Annotated in this window: 15 protein-coding genes; 14 read left to right on the forward strand and 1 reads right to left on the reverse strand. The window is 50.3% G+C overall.

Translation table 11 applies throughout. The annotated features are described in order from the left end of the window. Positions 1 to 24: 24 nt before the first annotated feature. Positions 25 to 462, reverse strand: a complete 438-nt coding sequence (locus ACO0LN_RS00810) for a hypothetical protein (RefSeq protein WP_422970510.1) — start codon at positions 460 to 462, stop codon at positions 25 to 27. A 589-nt stretch (positions 463 to 1,051) separates the two neighbouring features. Between ACO0LN_RS00810 and scpB the strand changes: the two genes are divergently transcribed. From scpB to dusA, 14 genes are all read left to right on the forward strand, one after another. Then, complete coding sequence (gene scpB / locus ACO0LN_RS00815) at positions 1,052 to 2,290, forward strand: SMC-Scp complex subunit ScpB (RefSeq protein ID WP_422970511.1); 1,239 nt, start codon at positions 1,052 to 1,054, stop codon at positions 2,288 to 2,290. Then, positions 2,280 to 4,328 carry a pseudouridine synthase gene (locus ACO0LN_RS00820; RefSeq protein ID WP_422970512.1) on the forward strand — a complete coding sequence of 683 codons (2,049 nt, stop codon included), beginning with the start codon at positions 2,280 to 2,282 and terminating at the stop codon, positions 4,326 to 4,328. The genes scpB and ACO0LN_RS00820 overlap by 11 nt, the downstream gene beginning before the upstream one ends. Positions 4,329 to 4,626: 298 nt before the next feature. Then, on the forward strand, positions 4,627 to 5,112 hold the full coding sequence (rimP, locus tag ACO0LN_RS00825) for a ribosome maturation factor RimP (protein WP_186951745.1): 486 nt from the start codon (positions 4,627 to 4,629) through the stop codon (positions 5,110 to 5,112). Continuing rightward, positions 5,109 to 6,668: a transcription termination factor NusA gene (nusA, locus tag ACO0LN_RS00830; RefSeq protein ID WP_422970513.1), complete on the forward strand. Its 1,560-nt coding sequence runs from the start codon at positions 5,109 to 5,111 to the stop codon at positions 6,666 to 6,668. The genes rimP and nusA overlap by 4 nt, the downstream gene beginning before the upstream one ends. A gap of 47 nt (positions 6,669 to 6,715) precedes the next feature. Beyond that, on the forward strand, positions 6,716 to 9,622 hold the full coding sequence (infB, locus tag ACO0LN_RS00835) for a translation initiation factor IF-2 (RefSeq protein WP_422970514.1): 2,907 nt from the start codon (positions 6,716 to 6,718) through the stop codon (positions 9,620 to 9,622). A gap of 57 nt (positions 9,623 to 9,679) precedes the next feature. Further along, positions 9,680 to 10,069 carry a 30S ribosome-binding factor RbfA gene (gene rbfA / locus ACO0LN_RS00840; protein ID WP_422970515.1) on the forward strand — a complete coding sequence of 130 codons (390 nt, stop codon included), beginning with the start codon at positions 9,680 to 9,682 and terminating at the stop codon, positions 10,067 to 10,069. 46 nt (positions 10,070 to 10,115) lie between these two features. After that, a complete protein-coding gene (truB, locus tag ACO0LN_RS00845; RefSeq protein ID WP_422970516.1) occupies positions 10,116 to 11,048 on the forward strand; it encodes a tRNA pseudouridine(55) synthase TruB in 933 nt (310 codons plus the stop codon). 123 nt (positions 11,049 to 11,171) lie between these two features. Beyond that, positions 11,172 to 13,004: a translational GTPase TypA gene (gene typA, locus ACO0LN_RS00850; RefSeq protein ID WP_422970517.1), complete on the forward strand. Its 1,833-nt coding sequence runs from the start codon at positions 11,172 to 11,174 to the stop codon at positions 13,002 to 13,004. 131 nt (positions 13,005 to 13,135) lie between these two features. Next, the gene (locus tag ACO0LN_RS00855; RefSeq protein ID WP_422970518.1) at positions 13,136 to 13,999 is read left to right on the forward strand and encodes a DMT family transporter; all 864 of its coding nucleotides are present in this window, start codon (positions 13,136 to 13,138) and stop codon (positions 13,997 to 13,999) included. 88 nt (positions 14,000 to 14,087) lie between these two features. Then, positions 14,088 to 15,476 (forward strand): tRNA 5-hydroxyuridine modification protein YegQ, encoded by a 1,389-nt coding sequence (yegQ, locus tag ACO0LN_RS00860; RefSeq protein WP_422970519.1) that lies wholly within the window; start codon positions 14,088 to 14,090, stop codon positions 15,474 to 15,476. A 126-nt stretch (positions 15,477 to 15,602) separates the two neighbouring features. Then, positions 15,603 to 16,385: an amidohydrolase family protein gene (locus ACO0LN_RS00865; protein WP_422970520.1), complete on the forward strand. Its 783-nt coding sequence runs from the start codon at positions 15,603 to 15,605 to the stop codon at positions 16,383 to 16,385. 30 nt (positions 16,386 to 16,415) lie between these two features. Continuing rightward, positions 16,416 to 16,760 (forward strand): DUF1294 domain-containing protein, encoded by a 345-nt coding sequence (locus ACO0LN_RS00870; RefSeq protein WP_422970521.1) that lies wholly within the window; start codon positions 16,416 to 16,418, stop codon positions 16,758 to 16,760. 81 nt (positions 16,761 to 16,841) lie between these two features. Further along, the gene (locus tag ACO0LN_RS00875; protein WP_422970522.1) at positions 16,842 to 17,231 is read left to right on the forward strand and encodes a cupin domain-containing protein; all 390 of its coding nucleotides are present in this window, start codon (positions 16,842 to 16,844) and stop codon (positions 17,229 to 17,231) included. A 140-nt stretch (positions 17,232 to 17,371) separates the two neighbouring features. Further along, the gene (gene dusA, locus ACO0LN_RS00880) at positions 17,372 to 18,415 is read left to right on the forward strand and encodes a tRNA dihydrouridine(20/20a) synthase DusA (protein WP_422970523.1); all 1,044 of its coding nucleotides are present in this window, start codon (positions 17,372 to 17,374) and stop codon (positions 18,413 to 18,415) included. Positions 18,416 to 18,523: the final 108 nt, after the last annotated feature.

An 18,523-nucleotide genomic window follows, 5' to 3' on the forward strand; every position in this document is an offset into this window, starting at 1 on the left:
GGTCAGTTATGCACGGCAGTCAGCTTAAGGCTTGATCGTGAAAGTAAATCGGTATTCCCCAAAAAAACGGAATGCGGCGTCGCTGACCTCGGTCAGATCGACTTCAATGTCGTTGATTGGCGCTGCTGCATCGCTTTGCCCATGTGCCCATGCATCAAAGCAATCTACATTTGCTCCTTGTTGTATCAGTGTACGTATGCTTGCTGCAATTTGACGTGTTGCTTCAATAGTGTCGTGATCTTCTTGAAACCATGCTTCTGGTTCGCCAAATCCGATCTCTATGCTGTCACCAGATAAATGCCTGAAATTGCAACTGCATCCGGCATTTGAGGCTAGGAACCATTTATTCTCGAAGCGTAGATATTTTTCTTCTGGAATGCCAGGTAGCTTTTTTACGAACTGAATCAGCTCATTGCTGGCAAGAGAAAGGTCAGAGTCTGAACTGGTGCTCAGGATGGTCATGAAGCACATGGCTTGTCATCAGGTTGATTGAAAATCACATGGTCATTGTTTCATAAAATCTTATTTGATGTTGTTGATGTAAATGCAATTTGATCTTTGTTTTACTTAAATCGTATGTAATCTGCCCAGATTTTTCCGTGCGGACTTCTTGAATGCATGGTACTCTAGTATTCCTGCAATTATATGCAGGGTGTTGTTGGAACGCTTGTGGTTGGCTTTCCAGTTTGGGTTCAGAAGTGGGGATGCGAGCGGTTAATGTGCTTGATTTTCCGCTTGCAGACGGAAATAATGAGTTAAGCCACGTTTTAGCGTGGCTTTTTTATTGTTTGTTGACGATATTTTTTGATCGTCTGCGAATTTCTGGACTACAATCCAGTGTCTACTAATTTTAGGGATTGTGCGCTGCTAAGTTCTTTGCGCGCTCCATGCAGTCCCAGCCGCCCGCATAAAGGGCGTTGCTACCAGGTTGGTGGCAACAAATTTAATACAAAACTGGTGTGAGTAATGGCAAAGATGGTAACTGGTATATCAGTTGCCCTGCTGCATGACATCAATTAAAAACAAATAAACCCGTGTACTTTAATATTGCATGAATACTGCTGAGGCAAAGCGAGTCCTCGAAACAGCCTTGTTATGCGCGCCTGAGCCGCTGACAGTCAATACCATGAAAAAGCTGTTCCAGGATGCGGATGATCAAGGTGATGTGGTCGGCGCAGATACTATCAAACTGATGCTGGAAGGCTTGCGTCAGGACTGGTCCGACAAGGGCATAGAGCTGGTGGCTTTATCTACTGGCTGGCGCTTTCAAAGCAAGCCAGAGATGCGCGCCTATATCGACAGACTGAACCCGGAAAAGCCACCTAAGTATTCAAGAGCAACGCTGGAAACTCTGGCGATTATTGCTTATCGCCAGCCAGTGACGCGTGGTGATATAGAAGAAATTCGTGGTGTGACCGTGGCTTCGCAGATGATCAAAACACTTGAAGACCGTGGCTGGATAGAAACCATAGGTCACAGGGATGTGCCAGGCCGCCCATCCTTGTTTGCCACTACCAAGCAGTTTTTGGATGACCTGGGTCTGTCTTCGCTGGATCAGTTGCCGCCCCTGCAGCAAGTGAAGCGGGATGCTGAAGAGGAACTGGTTCCTGAATTGGCAGCTCTGGATGGTGGTATGTTTGCCGCTGTTGAGGCCGATGCATTGGTGGCGGAGCCTGTAACTGGTGGCGAAACTGTTTCTGAGCAAGTTGCGGATGTGGTTTTGCCTGATGCGGATACCCTTGATACTGAGCCGGCAGCAATGGTGGATTCAGGCAATGAACTAGCGCAAGAGTCAGCGGATATCACAGAGACAGAGGTGCTTGCAGATGCTGAATTGGAGCCGTTGCCGCAAGAAATAAATGTTGCACAAGATTCACAAGATGCGCAGCAGCAACCGCAGACTGAGGCTGCACAGGATGCGAAAATTGCATTCGGGCAAGAGTCGCGAGAGGGAGTTGACGTTAGCGCCGAGCCAGATGCTGTAACTGTTGATGTTGTGATGGATAACGCGCCGCATGCAACTGATGAGGCTGCAGATATTGCTGAAGGGCTAGTCGAGACCGCAGGCGAAACAAAAATGGTAAAAGTATCAGAAGTGATAGTGAAAGAAATTACCGAAGATATAAGCGAAGAAATAAGTGAAGAAATAAGTGAGGTTGGGGGAGATTCTCAGCCTGTCACGCAATTGAGTGATCAGGTAGCCGATACTGCGGCACCGGATAGTGTACCGGGCGCTGCAGCGAGTCAGTTGCCTTCAATAGAACTGAAGAATGAATCCAATGAATCCTGAAGATGTAAATGCTGACCAAGCTGATGGTGCGGGCGCAAATGATAATGGCCCTACTGGTGGTGATGACGCAAAACCGGCAAAGCGCGCTGCGCGTGCCACGCGTACTGGTGTAAGCCGATCCAAGCCTAAGCAAGAGAATGCAGAGCAATCAGCAGGGGCTGCAGAAGTAGTAGTGGAAAAAGTTGCAAAAAAGGCAAAATCGGAAAAGGCGGCAACTGTAGCGGTGACAACATCAGCCGATGATGTTGCAGAGGCGCCAGTTAAAAAAGCACGTGCGCCGCGTATGCCTAAAGAGCCTGGGGCAGCGCCACGCGCCAGCCGTGCAAAAGCCAAGCCTGCGGAAGTTGTCGAGGAGCATGTAGCTGTCGCTCCTGAAGCCCATGAGGCTCCTGTAGTTGCTGCGCAGGTTGTGCGTACTGAGCAAGTAGCCGAGCGCAGTGAGCGTCCGCCACGCGGCGAACGACCACCCCGCACAGAACGTGCGCCAAGGGCAGATCGTGCAGAGCGAACGGAGCGCACAGATCACGGTGAAAAAACTGAAAACGGCGAAAAAACTGAGCGCCCAGTCCGCGCTGATCGTGGAGAGCGTACCGACCAGCGTGCCGACCGCGCAGAGCGTCCAGATCGTAGTGAGCGCAGTGAGCGTACCGATCGCGGTGACCGCAATGATCGTGGCCCACGTCAAAATGCTGGTCAGGCAGGTGCCAATAAATCCAAGCGTCCGCAACAGCAAACTCGCGGTGGCCGCCCTGGTGCAGGCAACAATGCCGATGACGTGTTTTCTTTTGTTACTTCCGAGGCATTTGATTCGGGTGTTGCTGATGATGTCAAAGGCAAGGTCCGTGGCAAGCCAGTGCGCCGTGATCTGACTGCAGATGATGATGCGCCTAAGTTGCATAAAGTACTGGCTGAAGCAGGTCTGGGTTCGCGTCGCGATATGGAAGAACTGATCGTTGCTGGTCGTGTCTCTGTGAATGGTGAGCCAGCCCACATTGGCCAAAGAATTCTGCCGACTGACCAGGTGCGTATCAATGGCAAGCCCATTATGCGCAAAGTCAGTAAAAAACCGCCACGCGTATTGATTTATCATAAGCCTGCTGGCGAAATCGTCAGCACCAATGATCCTGAAGGCCGTGCATCCGTATTTGAAAGCCTGCCAAGCATGAAGGTTGGTAAATGGCTGGCAGTAGGGCGCCTGGATTACAACACTGAAGGTTTGTTGTTGTTCACCACATCTGGTGATCTGGCAAACCGTCTGATGCACCCACGATACGGTATCGAGCGTGAATACGCTGTGCGTACCCTGGGTGAGCTGGAAGAGGGTATGCGTCAGCGCCTGTTGGCTGGCGTTGAGCTGGAAGATGGTTTGGCGCAATTCTCCAAAATCACTGATGGTGGTGGTGAAGGTGTTAATAAATGGTATCGCGTCATCATTGGCGAGGGCCGTAACCGTGAAGTTCGTCGTATGTTTGAGGCGGTCGGGTTGACAGTTTCACGCTTGATACGTACTCGTTATGGTGCCATGACCCTGCCTGCCAACCTAAAGCGTGGCCGTTGGGAAGAGCTTGAAGAAGATGCAGTCCGCGCCTTGTTGAAACTCAGTGGCCTGGAAAAAGCCGGTGGTGATAAGCCGACTGCGCCAACCAGGGGTGGCAAGCCATTTGGTAATAAGGCGCCTGGTTTTGGTACTGGCCCATTTAGCCAGAAGCAAGTTGGTTTCCCTATGTCCAGTGGGCGTAGTGAGCGTGCTGAATATGGTGCTGGCCGTAGCGGTAATGCCAACGGCAACAATGCATATGGCAACAAAACTGGTGGTAATGCTGGTAGTGGGCGTAATGGTCCGGGTAATGGGGCAGGCAACGGTGCTGGTAATAATGCCAATAACGCTAATGGCAAAAAACGCAGCCGCCAGCCAGATCCTTTGCAAACTGCATTGGGCTTCCCTGATGCCGGGCAGCGTCGTGGGCCTACATCCCGTGGTAGTGGTCAGGCCATAGGTCAAGGAATTGCAGCGCGCAGGCGCTCACGTGGCGCATAATGTTTTTCGATCGTTTTAAGCGTTTTGCAGTAGCGGGACGTGTTGAAATTACCTCGTTTTCCATTGCGACGAGGTAATTTATCGTTTATAATCTTGTAGTTAGCAGATTTAGCCTTTATTTGAATTTAAAATCGAGGCGCTACAAAAAAAGATGGGCAGTTGCCCATTTTTTTTTGGTTTTAGCGATTGATATCGTGTTGAGTGAGTTGCGGCGCAACGCTCAATAGCCCGAATCGCCAGGCCTGTAGCGGGTTTTGCCCGGTTTGCAAATTGTCAGTGTGTTTTTCGGAGAATAAGTTTGGCTTTGTTGGATTTGATAGAAAAGACCGTCAACGGTACCGGATATGATCTGGTAGATTTTGAGCAGGCCGAGCGCGGCTTGTTCAGGGTTTATATTGATTATTTGCCGGAAGATCTGGAGCGCGGCAATATCACGGTGGAAGACTGCGAAAAAGTCAGTCACCAGTTATCGCATGTGCTGACGGTTGAGAACGTCAATTACAGTCGCCTGGAGACTTCTTCTCCTGGTCTCGACAGACCACTCAAAAAAATCGCTGATTATGTGCGTTTTGCTGGCGAGAAAGCCAATGTGAAATTGCGTATGCCCATGCCGGGCACGCCAAATCGCAAAACTTTCGAAGGCATCCTGCACGAACCTGAAGGCGAAAATCTGAAGCTGGAATTTGAAGTAAAAGATGGGTCGGCCATGCTGGAGTTTACGCTCGCCGATGTGGATAAGGCACGTCTCGTGCCGCAAGTGGATTTTAGGAGTCGCAAAGCATGAGTCGTGATTTGTTGTTATTGGTGGATGTGCTGGCGCGTGAAAAGAACGTCGATGAAGAGGTTGTTTTCGGATCGCTGGAGCATGCTTTGGCGCAAGCGACAAAAAAACGTTTTCCCGGTGAAGTCGATATTCGCGTAGAAATCGACCGTGATACTGGTGAATTCAGGTCTTTCCGACGCTGGCATGTAGTGCCGGATGAGGCAGGTCTGCAATTGCCTGACCAGGAAATCCTGCATTTTGAAGCAGTGGAAGACGATCCTGAAATTCAGGTTGATGATTACATCGAAGAAGAAATTGAATCGGTCGATTTTGGCCGTCGTTTTGCCCAAGATACCAAGCAAGTCGTTTTGCAACGTATCCGTGATGCAGAGCGTGAACAAATCCTGGCTGATTTCCTGGAACGTGGTGATTCCCTGGTAACAGGTACCATCAAGCGTATGGAGCGCGGCGAGGCCGTGGTTGAGTCAGGCAAGATTGAAGCACGTTTGCCACGTGACCAGATGATCCCTAAAGAAAATCTGCGTGTTGGTGACCGTGTACGTGCCTATATCTTGCGTATTGATCGCAATGCACGTGGCCCGCAAGTTATCTTGTCGCGTACAGCGCCAGAATTCATCATGAAACTGTTTGAACTGGAAGTGCCAGAAATCGAACAGGGTTCCCTGATCATCAAGTCTGCTGCGCGTGACCCTGGTGTGCGTGCAAAAATCGCGGTGTTTACTGCCGACAAACGCATTGACCCTATCGGCACTTGCGTTGGTATGCGTGGTTCGCGCGTCCAGGCTGTGACTGGCGAGTTGGGTGGCGAGCGTGTCGATATCGTGCTTTGGTCTGAAGACCCGGCGCAATTCGTGATCGGCGCACTGGCACCAGCCAATGTTTCATCCATCATGGTGGATGAAGAAAAACACGGCATGGACGTGGTAGTGGATGAAGAAAACCTGGCGATTGCTATCGGCCGCAGCGGACAAAACGTGCGCCTGGCAGCTGAATTGACAGGCTGGCAAATCAATATCATGACTGCTGAAGAGTCTGCGAATAAAGCCGAGCAAGAAACTGCCGGCATCCGCAGCCTGTTCATGGAAAAACTCGACGTAGATCAGGAAGTCGCTGACATCCTGGTAGATGAAGGTTTCTCCAGTCTGGAAGAAATCGCTTACGTACCTATCAGCGAAATGCTGGAAATCGAAGCCTTTGATGAAGATACCGTCAATGAGTTGCGTAACCGCGCTCGTGACGCTTTGTTGACAGAAGCAATTGCTTCTGAAGAGGGTCTCGAAGGTATGGAAGATGAATTAGTCAATCTCGAAGGTATGACCCGCGTGACGGCAGGTAAGCTGGGTTTGGCTGGTATCAAGACCCTGGCGGCTTTCGCTGGATTGGCTTATGACGAGTTTGGTGCGATTCTGGCATTGTCTGCCGACCGTACACGTCAATTAATTAAAGATGCATTTGAAGATGTGACCGATGATGAGATGAAACTCATCGACGCTAAATATGATGATCAGGCCAAGGCTTTGTTAGCCAAAGCCTGGAAACTCGTAGAAGCTAAGTAATTCACGGGTTTCAATCTCATAACGCGCACATAGAAAAAGAGGACTGAATGGCGAGTAACAATGTAGCCCAATTTGCCACCGAGCTAACGATGTCAGCAGATTTGCTGCTCACGCAATTGCGTGCAGCGGGCGTCAGTAAGAGCTCGACGTCAGATTCGCTGACAAAGGAAGACAAAGATAAGCTTTTGGAGCATCTGCGTCGTTCCCACGGCGTTTCTGCGGACACCGAAAAGAAAAAAATAACCTTGACTCGTAAGGAAACGACCGAGATTAAGCAAGCCGATGCGACTGGGAAGTCTCGTACCATTCAGGTTGAAGTTCGTAAAAAACGCACTTTCGTTAAACGTGATGATGCTCCCGCAGATGAAGCGCAGGCTGCTGCACCAGTGGATGCGGCAGAACAGGCGCGTCTTGATGAAGAAGCCCGTCGCGAAGCGGAGTTGATCGCACGTCAGGAAGCTGAATTGCTGGAGAAGCAGGAACGCCTGGCCAAGCTCGAAGCTGAAAAAGAAGCTCAGGCACAAGCCATGCGTGAAGCCGAGTTGGCAGAAGCCGCCAAAGCTGAAGCTGAAAAAGCCAAAGCCGAGCAAGCGGCTGCTGCCGCCAAGGCACTCAATGCTAGCGCTAACGCCAAGCCTTCCGATGCTAAACCTGCAGAGGTAAAACCTGTGCAGGCAGCTCAAACCGCTCAAACTGCCGCTGATGAAGATAAAAAACGTGTCGAAGCAGAAGAAGCGAAGAAAAAAGCGGTAGCCGACGCCAAGGAAGCAACTGAGCGCGCTGCTGCTACTGAAAAAGCCAGAAAAGCTGTGGCTGACGAAGTTGCGCAAATCAAAGAAATGATGAACGCAGCACGTCGCCCTGCCAAAGCTGCGGAGCCTGCTCCTGTAGCGGCTCCTAAGGTGGCTGAAGGTACCTTGCACAAGCCTGCTGATAAAAAAGTGGCTGAGAAAAAGCCTGGCGCAGCAGTAGAGAAAAAAGACGAGAAAAAACCAGCCGTTGGCGACAAGAAGGCAATCAAATCTGCCAATGTGTCTTCCACTTGGCAAGACGACGCAGCCAAGAAACGTGGCGGCGGTCTGAAAACGCGTGGTGATACTTCTGGTGGCCGTGATGGCTGGAAGGGTGGGCCTAAAGGTCGTCGCAACAGTCATCATGATGACCGCGAAAGCAATTTCCAGGCACCGGTTGAAGCCATCGTCAAAGATGTATTCGTGCCAGAAACCCTGACTGTTGCTGAGCTGGCGCATAAAATGTCCGTCAAGGCATCTGAAGTCATCAAGCATTTGATGAAGTTGGGGCAGATGTGCACGATTAACCAGGTACTTGATCAGGAAACAGCAATGATCCTGGTTGAAGAGATGGGGCATAAAGCCTTTGCAGCAAAACTGGATGATCCCGAGGCGATGCTGACGGATACCACAGAACACGGTGAATACGAGTCCTTCCCACGCGCACCTGTGGTCACTGTCATGGGTCACGTTGATCATGGTAAAACATCCTTGCTGGATTACATCCGCCGTGCCAAAGTCGCGTCTGGTGAAGCCGGTGGCATTACGCAGCATATCGGTGCTTATCACGTAGAAACACCACGTGGCATGATCACCTTCCTTGATACACCAGGCCATGAAGCGTTTACCGCTATGCGTGCCCGTGGCGCCAAGGCGACGGATATTGTTATTCTGGTTGTGGCAGCCGATGACGGCGTCATGCCGCAAACCAAAGAAGCGATTGCCCATGCGAAAGCAGCTGGAGTGCCTCTGGTCGTTGCTATCAATAAAATTGATAAGCCAGGTGCCAATGCAGACCGCGTGACACAAGAGTTGATCGCTGAAAGCGTCGTGCCTGAAGAATACGGTGGTGATTCACCATTCGTACAAGTATCCGCAAAAACTGGTCTGGGTATTGATTCCCTGCTGGAAAACGTTTTGCTGCAAGCTGAAGTGCTGGAATTGAAAGCACCGAAAGATGCACCTGCTAAAGGTCTGGTTGTTGAGGCGCGTCTGGATAAAGGTCGCGGTACTGTCGCCACTATTCTGGTGCAGTCCGGTACTTTGAAACGTGGCGATGTGGTCCTGGCTGGCTCAGCCTATGGCCGTGTCCGTGCGATGCTCGATGAAAATGGCGCGAATATCTCCGAGGCTGGCCCATCCATCCCGGTAGAGATTCAAGGTCTGACAGAAGTGCCGTCTGCTGGTGAAGAAGTCATGGTCATGGCTGATGAACGCAAGGCGCGTGAAATCGCCTTGTTCCGTCAAGGTAAATTCCGTGACGTCAAACTGGCGAAACAGCAAGCAGCCAAGCTCGAAAACATGTTCGAAAACATGGGCGAAGGCGAAGTCAAGAACTTGCCTATCATCGTCAAGACCGACGTACAAGGTTCGCAAGAAGCGCTGGTGCAATCCCTGGTCAAATTATCGACCAGCGAAGTGCGTGTACAAGTTGTGCATGCTGCAGTTGGTGGTATTTCCGAATCTGACGTCAATCTGGCTGTCGCTTCCAAAGCGGTCATCATCGGCTTTAACACCCGTGCTGACGCATCTGCCCGTAAATTGGCAGAGTCTAACGGTGTCGATATTCGCTACTACAACATCATTTACGATGCAGTAGATGAAGTTAAAGCAGCTTTGTCCGGCATGTTGGCTCCAGAGAAGCGCGAACAGATCATTGGTATGGTCGAGATTCGCCAGGTCTTCGTGGTCAGCAAAGTTGGCGCGATTGCCGGCTGTCTGGTTACCGACGGTGTGGTCAAGCGTACATCCTCTGTCCGTTTGCTGCGTAACAACGTGGTTACCTGGACAGGCGAGCTGGATTCGCTCAAGCGTTACAAAGACGATGCCAAAGAAGTCAAAGCCGGTCTGGAATGCGGTCTTTCACTGAAAGGCTACAACGAGATTCAGGTTGGCGATCAGCTTGAAATATTTGAAGTACAAGAGATAGCACGTACTCTGTAACTCAAGATAACCCCGGACTAGTTCCGGGGTTGTGGTTTATGGAGATGTAAGAAAATTATGGCAAAACATAGCAAAAATATTCCTGGTCGTGGCCTGCGTGTCGCAGACCAGATTCAAAAAGACCTGGCAGAAATTATCTGGTCCGAATTAAAAGACCCGCGTGTAGGCATGATCACGCTGACTGAGGTGCAGTTGACTCCCGATTACGCACATGCAAAAGTGTATTTCACTACTCTGGTAGATGATCCTGCTGCCGTCAAGAATACTGTTGAGGCCTTGGTCAAGGCATCTGGCTTCCTGCGCAATCAACTGGGTTTGCGTCTGCGTATCCATACGTTGCCGCAACTGCATTTTGTGCATGACACATCCACCATTCGCGGCATGGCCATGTCGAAACTGATCGATGAAGCCAATGCCACCCGCGCCAAAGACGACGGCGAAGAGTAAATTCTGAACGATACATTGCGCAGCCTGGCAACAGGCTGCTGACAACATGACGACTCCGCAGATGAAAAGAAAACGCGTGCCTGTGCACGGCGTATTACTATTGGATAAACCAGTTGGTTTTTCCAGTAATGACGCCCTGATCAAAGCCAAGCGCTTTCTGAATGCCGCCAAAGCTGGGCATACCGGTACGCTTGATCCATTCGCCACTGGCTTGCTGCCTCTGTGCTTTGGTGAAGCTACCAAGTTTTCCCAGGATTTGCTGGAGGCTGATAAAACCTATACTACAGTGGTACATCTGGGCGTCACGACGACAACCGGAGATACCGAAGGTGAAGTGCTGGAAGAAAAACCAGTAGCGGTCAGCATTGAGCAAATCCAGCATGCTTTACAGCAATTCACCGGTCCCATACAGCAAGTGCCTCCCATGTATTCTGCACTTAAGCGCGACGGCAAACCCTTGTATGAATATGCACGTGCCGGTATCACGCTGGAGCGCGAAGCGCGCAGTGTCATCATTCATGAGCTGGAATTGCTGGCTTATGAAGCACCTTTCCTGAGCCTCAAGGTCAAATGCAGTAAGGGCACCTATGTACGTGTGCTGGGTGAAGATATAGGAGCATTGCTGGGTTGTGGTGCCCATTTGAAAGAATTGCGCCGTATTGGTGTGGGTCATCTGGTACTGGAGAAATCCATTACCCTGGAGTATCTCGAAAGTTTGCCAGAGCCAGAACGTCTGGCATTGCTGGACCCGGTTGATGCCTTATTGTCCAGCTTTGCCCCGGTTTATCTCACAGATGAGCTTTCTCGCCGCTTTCTGCATGGACAGCGTCTGCCATTAAATAAAGAAGAAGTCGTTTTACCCATTGAAACTGGCCGCGTTCGCGTCTATCGTGAATCGGACGGACAGTTGCTGGGTTCTGCCCAGTTACAGGAATACGGCATACTCGCGCCCGAGCGCCTGATTGCCACTGAACATTAATTGTGTCATCGCGCGGTAGCAACTCCTTGAAATAATAGGAGTTTTTCTACTTTTGCGCTGCAACATGTTATAATCGCAGGTTATCCGATTTACCTCATAGAATTACCCAATAAGAACGCTATCATGTCTACTTCAAAACGCGCTATTCGTAACATCGCCATTATCGCTCACGTCGATCACGGCAAAACCACTCTGGTTGACCAGTTATTGCGTCAGTCCGGTACTTTCCGCGACAACCAGCAGGTTGATGCCCGTGTTATGGATTCGAATGATATCGAAAAAGAGCGCGGTATCACTATTTTGTCCAAGAACTGTGCTGTTGAATACAAAGGCACACACATCAACATCGTTGATACACCAGGCCATGCTGACTTTGGCGGTGAAGTAGAACGTGTTCTGTCCATGGTAGATAGCGTTTTGTTGCTGGTAGATGCACAAGAAGGCCCAATGCCACAAACGCGTTTCGTTACGCGTAAAGCGCTGGCTCTGGGTTTGAAACCTATCGTTGTCGTCAACAAGATCGACCGCGAAAACGCTGATCCACAAAAAGCCGTCAACGCGACTTTTGAATTGTTCGACAAACTCGGCGCAACTGACGAGCAACTTGATTTCCCTATCGTTTATGCATCCGGTTTCAAAGGCTATGCAGGTCTGGAAGACTCCGTGCGCGAAGGCAATATGGAGCCATTGTTCGACGCTATCCTGGAACACGTTCCTGCGCGTGAAGATGATCCAGATGGTCCTCTGCAATTGCAAATCACTTCCCTGGAATACTCTTCCTACGTTGGTAAAATCGGCGTTGGCCGTATCCTGCGTGGCCGCGTCAAGGCATTGCAAGACGTCGTCTGGATGAATGGTCCTGACGACAAGCCAACCAAGGCACGTATCAACCAGGTATTGACATTCAAAGGCCTGGACCGCGTTCTGGTTGATGAAGCATTGGCAGGTGACATCGTCCTGATCAATGGTATCGAAGAAATCGGTATCGGCTCCACCATCTGCGCACCTGATACGCCTGAAGGCTTGCCGATGTTGAAGATTGATGAACCTACACTGACCATGAACTTCATGGTTAACAGCTCTCCACTGGCTGGCCGCGAAGGCAAATTCGTGACGACACGTCAAATCCGTGACCGTCTGGAACGTGAATTGAAATCCAACATGGCTTTGCGCGTTGTGCAGGCTGAAGGTGATGATTCTACGTATGAAGTTTCTGGCCGTGGTGAGTTGCATCTGACTATCCTGATCGAAAACATGCGTCGTGAAGGCTTTGAGCTGGCTGTATCCCGTCCACGCGTAGTCTTCAAAATGGTCGGTGATGTACGTCATGAGCCATATGAAAACCTGACAGTCGATGTCGAAGAAGCCAACCAGGGTGGTGTCATGGAAGAGTTGGGTCGTCGTCGCGGTGACCTGCAAAACATGGAACCGGACGGCAAAGGTCGTGTACGTCTGGAATACCGTATTCCTGCACGTGGCCTGATCGGCTTCCAGGGCGAATTCATGACATTGACACGCGGTACAGGTTTGATGAGCCACGTGTTTGATGAATATGCACCAGTTGATAATTCCAAAGGCGAACTCGGTGGCCGTCGTAATGGCGTACTGATCTCGCAAGATGATGGCGCAGCAGTTGCCTACGCTATCTGGAAATTGCAAGACCGTGGCCGCATGTTCGTCAGCCACAATGACCCAGTGTATGAAGGCATGATCATCGGTATCCATTCCCGCGACAATGACCTGGTTGTGAACCCGATCAAGGGCAAGCAATTGACCAACGTTCGTTCTTCCGGTACGGATGAAGCGGTACGTCTGGTGCCACCTATCCAGTTGAACTTGGAATACGCGGTCGAATTTATTGACGATGATGAACTGGTCGAAGTTACACCTAAGAGCATCCGTCTGCGCAAGCGCTATCTGAAAGAGCACGAACGTAAAAAAGCATCACGCGACTAAGCGGATCTGTTCTTAATCTGGTCTTACGAATGTGGCTGTTAATTCAGTCGCATAAAAATTAACCCGTTTTGCTCTAGCCAGATTGGCCAGGGTCAAACGGGTTTTTTGTTTGGAGCTTTATGCAAAATAAAATGTCTCACCGCAAAGCGGTGATGCTGATGATTTGCGCTGCGACCTTGTGGAGTATTGCCGGTGTATTTACCCGTCACCTCGAAGTTGCGCGTAATTTTGAAGTTACTTTCTGGCGCAGTTTTTTTGCCGCAGTCTTTATTGCTGGTGTCATGCTCAGACAATACAAGTGGGCCTTCATACCGCGCCTTAAATTATTGGGCAAGATAGGCTTTTTGTCTGGTTGCATGTGGGCCACCATGTATAGCTGCTTCATGATCGCACTGACCATGACCACTGTCGCCAATACCTCCATTATGGAAAGCCTGACGCCCTTGTTCACGGCCTTCCTGGCATGGATGATATTACGCCAGCATATACCTGCACGTACCTGGTGGGCAATTGCTGCCGCTGGCGTGGGCATGTGCTGGATGTTTGCCGGCAGTTTGACCGGGGTCGATAGCCGTGGCCTGACAGGCATGCTGATTGCGCTGGGTATCCCGTTTGCATCTTCAATCAACGTCATCATCCTGAAAAAAGGGGGGCATGCAGTGGATCTGGTGCCTGCGGTGTTTGTTGGTGGCAGTTTGTCGGCATTGATCATGCTGCCATTGGCCTGGCCATTTCAGACTTCATTGCACGACATTGCCATTCTGGCGATTTTGGGATTTTTTCAATTGGGCCTGCCTTGTATGTTGATGGTCAAGGCATCCAATAGCCTGTCTGCACCGGAGATATCCTTACTGTCTTTGCTGGAAGTCTTGCTTGCACCGATCTGGGCATGGTTGGGAGCCGGTGAGGTGCCTGCGCAATCCAGCATAATAGGTGGAGCTATCGTGCTGACAGCACTGGTCTTCAATGAATTGACCGACATGCGGCGTGATTGATCCACATCAAATTTTGTAAGGGTAAATTTTGAAATGGCAGGGCAGGGATTTATGATCGCGAACATTTTTCTTTTCGGATTATCCTGCCATGACTGTTGCCTCGGTAAAAAACGCAATAAAATCCCCAGAACTCCTCCTGCCCGCCGGTTCACTGGAAAAAATGCATGCCGCTTTCGACTTCGGTGCCGATGCGGTATATGCAGGCCAGCCACGCTATAGCCTGCGTGCCCGCAATAATGAATTCTCTACTCTCGATGTATTGCAGCAAGGCATAGACGGCGCCCATGCGCGCGGCAAATTGTTTTTCGTCGCCAGCAATATCTTTCCACACAATAGCAAACTCAAAACTTATCTGCGCGACATGGAGCCGGTCGTCAATATGAGGCCGGATGCCCTCATCATGGCTGACCCTGGCCTCATCATGATGGTGCGTGAAAAATGGCCAGAAGTGCCCGTACATCTGTCTGTGCAAGCCAATGCCGTGAATTGGGCGGACGTCAAATTCTGGAAAAAAATGGGCCTGACCCGCGTGATCCTGTCACGCGAATTATCACTCGATGAAATAGAGGAAATCCGCCAGCAATGCCCTGATATGGAGCTGGAAGTGTTCGTGCATGGTGCCTTGTGTATCGCCTATTCTGGTCGTTGCCTGTTGTCTGGGTATTTCAACCATCGTGACCCGAACCAAGGGACATGCACCAATTCCTGCCGCTGGGATTACAAGGTCGAAAATGCGACAGAAAATGAAACCGGTGACCTCGCGCGCGTCCCGGTTGAAAGTATCAAATTCAATTACCAGCAGGCGCTGGAAGAAGCCAATCAATCTTTTTCTGCCATGGGTGATATGCCGCGTCATCCCCTCGCTGACCGCCCGTACCTGATAGAAGAGGGTGGTAAGCCTGGTCAGTTCATGCCCATACTCGAAGATGAGCATGGTACCTACATCATGAATTCCAAAGACTTGCGCGCTGTTGAACACGTAGAGCGATTGGCACAAATCGGTATTGATTCGCTAAAGGTCGAAGGCCGTACCAAGTCCTTGTACTATGTCGCTCGCACGGCCCAAACCTACAGGCGCGCGATAGATGATGCAGTTGCTGGCCGCCCGTTTAACACTGACTTGCTGGGCCAGTTGAATGGTCTCGCCAATCGCGGTTATACCGATGGTTTTTATCAGCGTCACCATACGCAAGAACACCAAAATTACATGGAAGGTGTATCGAAGGCGCACCGCAGCCAGTATGTGGGGCAAGTCTTGCAAGTGACAAATGGCTGGGCAGAAGTCGAAGTCAAAAACCGCTTTGCTGTTGGCGATGAGATAGAAATCATTTCACCGAATGGCAATGAAATAATACGACTGGCCGAGATGCGTAATGCTGATAATCAGCCTCTGAGCATCATAGGTGGAGCAGGGCATAAGGTGCATATTCCGCTGGATGTCAGACATGAAAAAGCCCTGATTGCCAGGATGTTGTAATCAGGGAGTTGACGCTTCCTTCATAGCGTGTATTCTTGATTCAAAAGAGGTATCAAATTTGGCAAAGGGGGTATGGCTATGAAAAGACAACTACAGAGTTTCTTATTGACTTGCTCCCTGGTCATAATGTCGGCTATTGCATCAGCAGCTGAGCCTTTGCCCATATTCGATGCTCACATGCATTACAACATCGAAGCGCGCAGCACCTGGTCGCCACAGCGTATCATCACCTTATGGCGTCAGCTTGGCATACGCGCCGTGTTGGCGACCAGTCGTCCCAATGATGGCACGCTGGATTTGATTGCGCAAAATGCGCCTGATATCAAGATCGTCCCTTTCCTGCGTCCCTACAAAGTGCAGCCTGACAGGCATGACTGGTTTGTCAATCCGGAGATAGAGCGCTTTGTAGAAAAAGAACTGCAGCGCGGCATCTATCGCGGCATAGGTGAATTCCATATCTTTGGCAAGGATGCTGATGCACCTTATATGGCGAAAATTGCCAGGCTGGCCAAGGCGCGTGATTTGTGGCTGCATGCCCATTCTGATGAAGATGCGATAGAACGTATTTTGCATCACGCACCCGGTGTCAAGCTGATCTGGGCGCATACTGGCATGGGCACCTCGCTGGATAAAGTTGAGGCCATGTTTGCGCAATATCCCAACCTGGTTGGTGAGCTGTCTTTCCGCTCTGATCTTGAGCAAAACGGCAGCCTGAATCCGCAATGGAAGCGCCTGTTTTTGCGTTTCCCCGACAGGTTCGTGCTTGGCACCGATACCTGGGTCACATCACGCTGGGATGAAGTGCCGCAGTTGATGGCTTTTTATCGCCGCATGCTGAGCGAGTTGCCAGCAGATATTGCAGAGCGCATTGCGTATAAGAATGGACTGGCAATGTTTGGTCTGCAATAATCCGGGCTCTTTGACACCCACCGAGTTGGCATGGATTTATTTGATCAAATTGCAGAAGTCTTATCCTCAGTGCGCGCCGAGCTGAAACTGCAATTGCTAGGCTTTGCCGTTATCTATGTCACCATGAGCATCATCACCCTGATGATGTATGGTCTGGATAAGGCTGCAGCAAAAAGGCGTGATTCAAGAATTTCTGAACGCGCTTTATTACTGTGTGGCCTGGCCTGCGGCTGGCCAGGTGCCATGCTCGCGCAAAGGTGGTTCCGTCACAAAACCATCAAAACTTCTTTCCGGCTGGCATTTGCTGCCACAGTCATCGTCAATTGTCTGGCACTTGGCGTGCTTATCTGTTGGTCATTGAACTTATTGAATTAGCATTGTCCAATTGGTAATATGGGGTTTCCATTCATACAGGCAGTCTTTTGCAGATGATCCGTATTCCCAGGGAGATCAGGCATGAAAATAGAAGCTCAAAAAACCTATGTGGCGCTGGCGGCTGACGGCATGGCGACTGTGCTGGAGCAATGCCCCGCATTCTGGAGTTTGCCCGAAGCAGAAATCGAGGCTTACGGCAAACACTGGCTGATCAGTGAATTCACATGCGAATCAGACTGGCCCAGCTGGGAAATGCATCCAGGGGCAGATGAATTCGTGTATTTGCTATCTGGCCGCGCTGATTTCCTCATCGAGCTGGAAGGTGCCGTTGAGCATATTTACATGAAAGCAGGTGAGGCAGTATTGGTGCCCAAGGGGCGCTGGCATACGGCTAAAGTGTTTGCAGAAAGTCGTATGTTGTTCATGACACGAGGCGAAGGCACGCAGCATAAGCCTGTGATCAAGGGTTAATTGTGAGTTGTGAAGGGCATTTGTAGAGTCCAGGATTGTGTTTCCTGTTGTCGTTGCTTTGCCAGTAAATGCGCCTTTCAAAGGCGATTTCCCAATGACAAGGTACAATACTGTATCGTAAATTGCCGTCTTGTTTTATTGTGAATACAAAAGTACTACCCCCGCGCCGCGTCTCTGTAGCCCCGATGCTCGATTGGACTGACAGACATTGCCGCCAGTTTCACCGCCATATCACCCGCAACTCCTGGCTTTACACCGAGATGGTGACCACAGGCTCACTCTTGCATGGTGACGTGCAACGTCATCTTGAGTTTAATCCTGGTGAACATCCGGTTGCACTGCAACTGGGTGGTAGTGAACTGGCTGATCTGGCGCATGCTGCCAAGCTCGGTGAGCAGTGGGGCTATGATGAAATCAACCTTAATTGCGGTTGCCCGTCTGAGCGTGTACAAAAAGGCGCATTTGGTGCCTGCCTGATGGCAGAGCCGCAACTGGTCGCTGACAGTGTCAAGGCAATGAAAGACGTGGTCTCGATTGATGTCACGGTCAAGCATCGTATAGGCATCAATGAAGTCGATTCGTATGAGTTCATGCGTGACTTTGTGGGCACAGTTGCTGATGCCGGTTGCAAGACCTTTATCGTGCATGCGCGCAATGCGATACTCAAAGGTCTCTCGCCAAGAGAAAACCGTGAAATCCCGCCGCTTAAATATGACTATGCGTATCGCCTGAAAAAAGAATTTCCTGATCTGGAAATCATTCTCAACGGTGGCATCAAAACCCTGCAAGACATGGATTTGCATCTGCAGCATGTCGATGGCGTCATGATAGGGCGCGAGGCTTATCATAACCCTTACTTCATGGCGAGTTTTGATGAGCGTTATTATGGCGATGCTACGCCGGTGAAAAGCAGGGAAGAAATTCTGCAGCACATGATTCCCTACATCTATCGACAACTGGAATTGTATGGCAATGGCGGCAAAGGCCTGCGCCTGAATACGGTGATCCGGCACATGCTGGGGTTGATGATGGGTCTGGTCGGTGCGCGTGTTTTTCGCCAGATACTGTCAGACAGTAAAAGACTCGCATCTGGTCAGCCAGAGTTGCTGCTGGAGGCTGCATTGGCCATGAAAAATGTGACTACCTTCGACCGCGGGCAAGAAGTACAAGCCTCTGCTGCATGATCATGATTGAATATGTTTGAGAGTCAAAATTCAAGGCTGATACATGAGCTAATTTGTAAATGAAACCCGAGTATTCGTAAGAATTTGTAATACATGGTGGAGTTGGGT

The organism is Undibacterium sp. TC9W (assembly GCF_049339865.1).
GTDB lineage: Bacteria > Pseudomonadota > Gammaproteobacteria > Burkholderiales > Burkholderiaceae_D > Undibacterium.